We start from the raw sequence: 4,861 nt of genomic DNA on the forward strand, positions 1-4,861 counted from the left end.
AGTTATTTTAGCAAGTAAAATAGATCAGTTAATTAGTGTGATTGGTATTACCTAAACGATTGGATTGTGCAAGACGGTAAAAAACATAAAAAGACCATAAAAAATACTAAATAGCTGAAGAATATAAGGTTTTGATAGGTTTTTGGACTTTAAAATACTTTGAAGAATTGAGATATGGTGCGATAGGCATCTTCGAACCCGATATTTAACAATATAAATAACAATGACTTAATAAAAAAAATAAAGAACAGATCAAGTTAGTGTTACCTCCAGTGTTACCATAAAGGAAAGTGGCTCTTTTTTGGTATCGCAAAAACCTCAGGATAAATTAGGATTTTAATCATTACCTCGCCAAAACCTTAACGCTTATTAACAGTAGTTTGATCAATTCACCTCTATTAAAAAAGGTTTAAGATTTAAACTGGTGGCTTTATTCTGCTTGTTGAATAATCTTTTGCTTGTGGCGAACGGTAGCCTTTTCCTCGACCTTTAGCTAAATAACTTATACGCCAAATAACCTGTTGCAAGGTATCAACATCACCCCGTTTAAAATGGTAAAACGGATTAGGTGCAATGCTAAATGTATTACCCATTTCTTGGTCTTGCCAAATTTGTTTAGCTATTTGCAGAATATGGAAAGGATGTTGTGCTTTATTACCATCTATCATCAATACAAAATGATAATGCTGATGCTTTGCTTTTTCTTGCTCCCTAGTCCAGTTATAACCAACGCGACACAGGTTATATTTCCATTTTAAGCGTTTAGTTAACTTGTTTATGAATTTACTTATATGATCACTACTTTCTGTTGAATGGTCTTGGTGGCAATCAAATCTAACAATCAATAATTTATTATGATGTTCAAGCATTGTAAATAATTGCAGTAACATCGGTTTAAGCATTTCACGATATAAACCACTTCTACCAGTGTTCACTCGCCATAAGCTACCGTTATGGTAATAGTGCCTTAAATAGGATGCTTTAAGTGCTCTCTTTCTCTTACTCAATTCAAACCTACCCTTAGATAATATAAATTACCTAGTGGATAAATCACCTATCAATAACTGACCTAGCGCATACTATAAGGCATACAAGCAATCTATATAAAATAAAACAACCTCATAAAACCTCATTTGAAGTCTTGTAAGGTTCACTATTAAGTAAATAAACTAATACAGAGTTAGCTAACACTAACTTTTGCTAAGTCGTTTATAATTGCTTTTTATAGTCGGGATATGTGATTATGCCATTGCTGAATAAATATAAAAAAGACGGTTCTGTCCGCAAAAACTTCACCGCCTAATATTTAGTGTTTTTATATGCCGTTTAATTAATAACTATTCGGCATTCACTTCTTGCTTTACCTTTACTGCTTTTTGTACATTAATATCTGCTTTAGGTATTCTTCTCGCTTCTCTTTCTGCCTGTTTTTTCGATTTAGTTGCATATCTAACATATGCTTCGGCACTGGCTTTAGCATTCGCTTTAGAGCAGACTAATCCATTAATTGGTAAATGCCTTTCATCAAGCCACCAGTAACCATCATTGAAATACACTAACCAATGATATTCACCTCTTAATCGAGTAATAGCATTGTTTACTGTGCCGTCAATCTCCCTTTCCAACTCAGGTCTTGTATGCTTCTCACCAGTTAACAATATCAATAAAAGTTTGTAAGGAATGCTGTTAACTGAGGGAATTTTTTCACTACCGTATTGCAATAATAAATCAGCTTTAATTTCATTAATCATTGAAAATCTCCTTTTCGTTTTTCTACTAGGGATTTAACCAATGCTTTGATTTGATCGTTGCTTTGACCTGCAACTCTTGCAGACAGAACTGCATCCAACTCACTTAAAATAAAGCCTTTGCTACGCTCTCCCAATGAAATACTAGGCGGTAATAAACCTTTGGATAAGTGCAGGAAAGCAAGTGATCGACTAATACAAAATTTTTCTAATACTGTAGGTAATTTAACAATTTGAATCATAATAAACGTCCTCTTAAATACTTGGAGGTTCATTATTGGCTTTATCAATTCTCTACATAAGGGAATGAAATCTTAAATTTAATTCTACCTCTTAATTATTCTCTACGATTACCTTTCAAATATTCAGGAGGGTTGGTGGGAAATTTTTGCAAAAATATTAGTTGCTCATCATGAGTCCAACCATTTGGATATTCTTCTTGAATACCTTTAATTGAACGTTTACTTTTTTTTAACCATTCAACATATTTTTTATCTAATGTAGATGCTTTTTTATATCGAGAATTAGCTTCATTAGAAACTAACCGACCGACAACTAATAACGTAGCTTCTGCTCGGGTTTTGCCACAAAAATTTGTAAGAATAAAAACATCTAGACATGCATCAAAAAGAAATTGTTCTACTCCAATCTTTGTAGTCTTAGCATTTTTAACATACATAAACCCCCTATTTAATCTGGTTTCTGATGCAATCGCTAAATGCTTTAAAAGCAAGCCTTTAATTGGAACGTTACAAGTAGCACAAATACGAACGCATTCGTCTAAATAATCAGGATCTCTATCTTCTAACCAGTGATCAAAATTATTAAATAAAGTAAGCCCATAATGCCGATAATCATTACCGGATGTAAAATCAAGAAATGGATCTGTATACTCTTTCTTAAACTGTGACCTTAATAATCCATTTATTTCATTATTATCAACTTCATCTTGTAAACGTGAGTAGGACTTCCCTCTCTTTTCTTTCCTTTCCTCAATTATTCGAATTTTTTTACACATATCGTTGTAATAAACTTTATTAAGTTTATCGGTCGCATCACTCATTTGTTATACCGCCTTTAATGTTCTAGAACCTGTTGGAGTAATTGCACCGTTTAATGCTTCGCTAATATGGTTACTCCACCATGTCATTATCTTTATACGTTGATTTAAATAAGTAGAATGGTTGTATGATTGGCTCACTGAATTACCTACTTTATGCGATAAACAAGCCTCTGAGGCTTCATAACTGAAACCTTGATCACTTAACATGGTGCGAGCTAAACCTCGTAAGCCATGTGCAGTTTGCTTGCCTTGATACCCCATTCGCTTTAACGCCATATTTGCACTGGCTTTATTTGCATGAGAGTTAGGGTTTCTATCCGCAGGAAAAATATAAGGGGAGTGACCACTAATAGGTTTAATTGCTTCAAGTATTTCGAGTGTTTGTTTCGTTAACGGCACTTGATGATTAATACCTGTTTTCATTCGCTCAGCAGGAATGATCCAAAGGTTATTTTCAAAATCAATTTCAGACCATTTTGCTAATGCTGTTTCAGCAGGGCGTGTCATAGTATGCATTTGCCAAAGAATAAGCGATCTAGTGACTTTTTTTATATTAGCTCTATCTATATCATTTAATAGCTTAAATAGCTTCTCAGGCTTAATATGAGGGTTATTTGTGGCTTTCTTAGCCATGAATACTTCTTTGATACCTGCGAGTGGATTAGATTGAATAATGCCGTGGTTTACTGCATATCGCATTATCTGATTAAGGTACTGGCATACTCTTGCAATCACTTCCAAATTACCTCTAGCTTCAATCGGTCTTAGAGCGTTAATAATTTGAGGTGCTGTTATAGAAGTTATTGGTTCTTTACCAACAATAGGAAAAATATGATTGTTGAGGGTATTAGAGATAGTTTTATAAGTCCCCTCTTTAACTTCTGAGGCTTTCAACTTTAGCCATTCACTAGCGACCATTTCAAACGAATGGCTTAATATTGCTTGTTTAGCTTTTAAAATATTCTCTCTATGTTCTTTTGGGTCTATACCATCAACCAATAACTCTCTTACTTTAGCAACTTGGACTCTTGCTTTGGCTAAAGATAAATCAGGGTATTTACCTAGACTTATATTTGTCCGTTTCTTAGTGATTGGTCGATAGTAGTTGAAAAGCCACAATTTAGAGCCTGTAGGCTTAACTCGTAAAGCTAAGCCATTACCATCATTAAGGTTGAATTCCTTATCTGAAGGCTTTGCATTCTTAATTTGAGTATCTGTTAAGGGTGTGGTTTTTATTGCCATGGTAACATCGCCTTAGTAACATTTTGCCAGTGTTACCTCGAGTGTTACCTAAACGATTGGATTGTGCAAGACGGTAAAAAACATAAAAAGACCATAAAAAATACTAAATAGCTGAAGAATATAAGGTTTTGATAGGTTTTTGGACTTTAAAATACTTTGAAGAATTGAGATATGGTGCTGATAGGCGGATTTGAACCGCCGACCTCACCCTTACCAAGGGTGCGCTCTACCAACTGAGCCATATCAGCAAAAGGGGATCTGATAATGACCTACTTTCACATGGGGAGGCCCCACACTATCATCGGCGCAACTGCGTTTCACTTCTGAGTTCGGCAAGGGATCAGGTGGTACCACAGCGCTATTATTATCAGAAAAAATTGTTATATTTATAATCTATTATAAATATTAAAACCCCAGTCGTAAGACTGGGGTTTTGAATTGGGCGCTTAGCGATGTCCTACTTTCACATGGGGAGACCCCACACTATCATCGGCGCTGCTGCGTTTCACTTCTGAGTTCGGCATGGGATCAGGTGGTACCACAGCGCTATGGCCGCTAAGCATAAATTGTAATTAGGAAAGTGACGTCTAATATTCTTGTTTGTTGCTCTGTTTAATCAGCTTTATGTAAATACGCTATCACAAGCGTTATATTTTAATGTCTTCTTTGACAAACTTGGTTAACAGCAACACCGTTTAGGTGTTGTATGGTTAAGCCTCACGGGTAATTAGTACAAGTTAGCTCAATACGTTGCCGCACTTACACACCTTGCCTATCAACGTTGTAGTCTCCAACGGCCCTTTAGGGA

5 protein-coding genes, 1 tRNA gene and 3 rRNA genes are annotated in these 4,861 nt (G+C 35.3%); all 9 read right to left on the reverse strand.

Annotation, left to right across the window (positions count from 1 at the left end):
• Nucleotides 1-416 precede the first annotated feature (416 nt).
• The gene (locus V6256_RS14815; RefSeq protein ID WP_341599048.1) at nucleotides 417-1,007 is read right to left on the reverse strand and encodes a YagK/YfjJ domain-containing protein; all 591 of its coding nucleotides are present in this window, start codon (nucleotides 1,005-1,007) and stop codon (nucleotides 417-419) included.
• Nucleotides 1,008-1,337: 330 nt separating this feature from the next.
• Nucleotides 1,338-1,751, reverse strand: a complete 414-nt coding sequence (locus tag V6256_RS14820; protein ID WP_341599049.1) for a hypothetical protein — start codon at nucleotides 1,749-1,751, stop codon at nucleotides 1,338-1,340.
• Nucleotides 1,748-1,990, reverse strand: a complete 243-nt coding sequence (locus V6256_RS14825) for a helix-turn-helix transcriptional regulator (RefSeq protein ID WP_341599050.1) — start codon at nucleotides 1,988-1,990, stop codon at nucleotides 1,748-1,750. Before V6256_RS14825 ends, V6256_RS14820 begins: the two co-directional genes overlap by 4 nt.
• Nucleotides 1,991-2,085: 95 nt before the next feature.
• Complete coding sequence (locus V6256_RS14830) at nucleotides 2,086-2,811, reverse strand: hypothetical protein (RefSeq protein WP_341599051.1); 726 nt, start codon at nucleotides 2,809-2,811, stop codon at nucleotides 2,086-2,088.
• A 3-nt stretch (nucleotides 2,812-2,814) separates the two neighbouring features.
• Nucleotides 2,815-4,053, reverse strand: coding sequence for a tyrosine-type recombinase/integrase (locus tag V6256_RS14835; RefSeq protein WP_341599052.1), 1,239 nt, complete (start codon nucleotides 4,051-4,053; stop codon nucleotides 2,815-2,817).
• A 172-nt stretch (nucleotides 4,054-4,225) separates the two neighbouring features.
• Nucleotides 4,226-4,301, reverse strand: a tRNA-Thr gene (locus tag V6256_RS14840).
• Between the two features lie 8 nt (nucleotides 4,302-4,309).
• Nucleotides 4,310-4,425: ribosomal RNA gene (rrf, locus tag V6256_RS14845) — 5S ribosomal RNA — on the reverse strand.
• Between the two features lie 72 nt (nucleotides 4,426-4,497).
• Nucleotides 4,498-4,613, reverse strand: a 5S ribosomal RNA gene (gene rrf, locus V6256_RS14850).
• A gap of 146 nt (nucleotides 4,614-4,759) precedes the next feature.
• A 23S ribosomal RNA gene (locus V6256_RS14855) occupies nucleotides 4,760-4,861 on the reverse strand; the annotation flags it as partial.

It is taken from the genome of Psychromonas aquatilis (assembly GCF_038155185.1).
Lineage (GTDB): Bacteria > Pseudomonadota > Gammaproteobacteria > Enterobacterales > Psychromonadaceae > Psychromonas > Psychromonas aquatilis.

Coding starts and splice junctions, on each gene's coding strand:
- V6256_RS14830 (WP_341599051.1), bottom strand. CDS start 2,811: ATGAGTGATGCGACCGATAAACTTAATAAAGTTTATTACAACGATATG.
- V6256_RS14835 (WP_341599052.1), bottom strand. CDS start 4,053: ATGGCAATAAAAACCACACCCTTAACAGATACTCAAATTAAGAATGCA.
- V6256_RS14825 (WP_341599050.1), bottom strand. CDS start 1,990: ATGATTCAAATTGTTAAATTACCTACAGTATTAGAAAAATTTTGTATT.
- V6256_RS14820 (WP_341599049.1), bottom strand. CDS start 1,751: ATGATTAATGAAATTAAAGCTGATTTATTATTGCAATACGGTAGTGAA.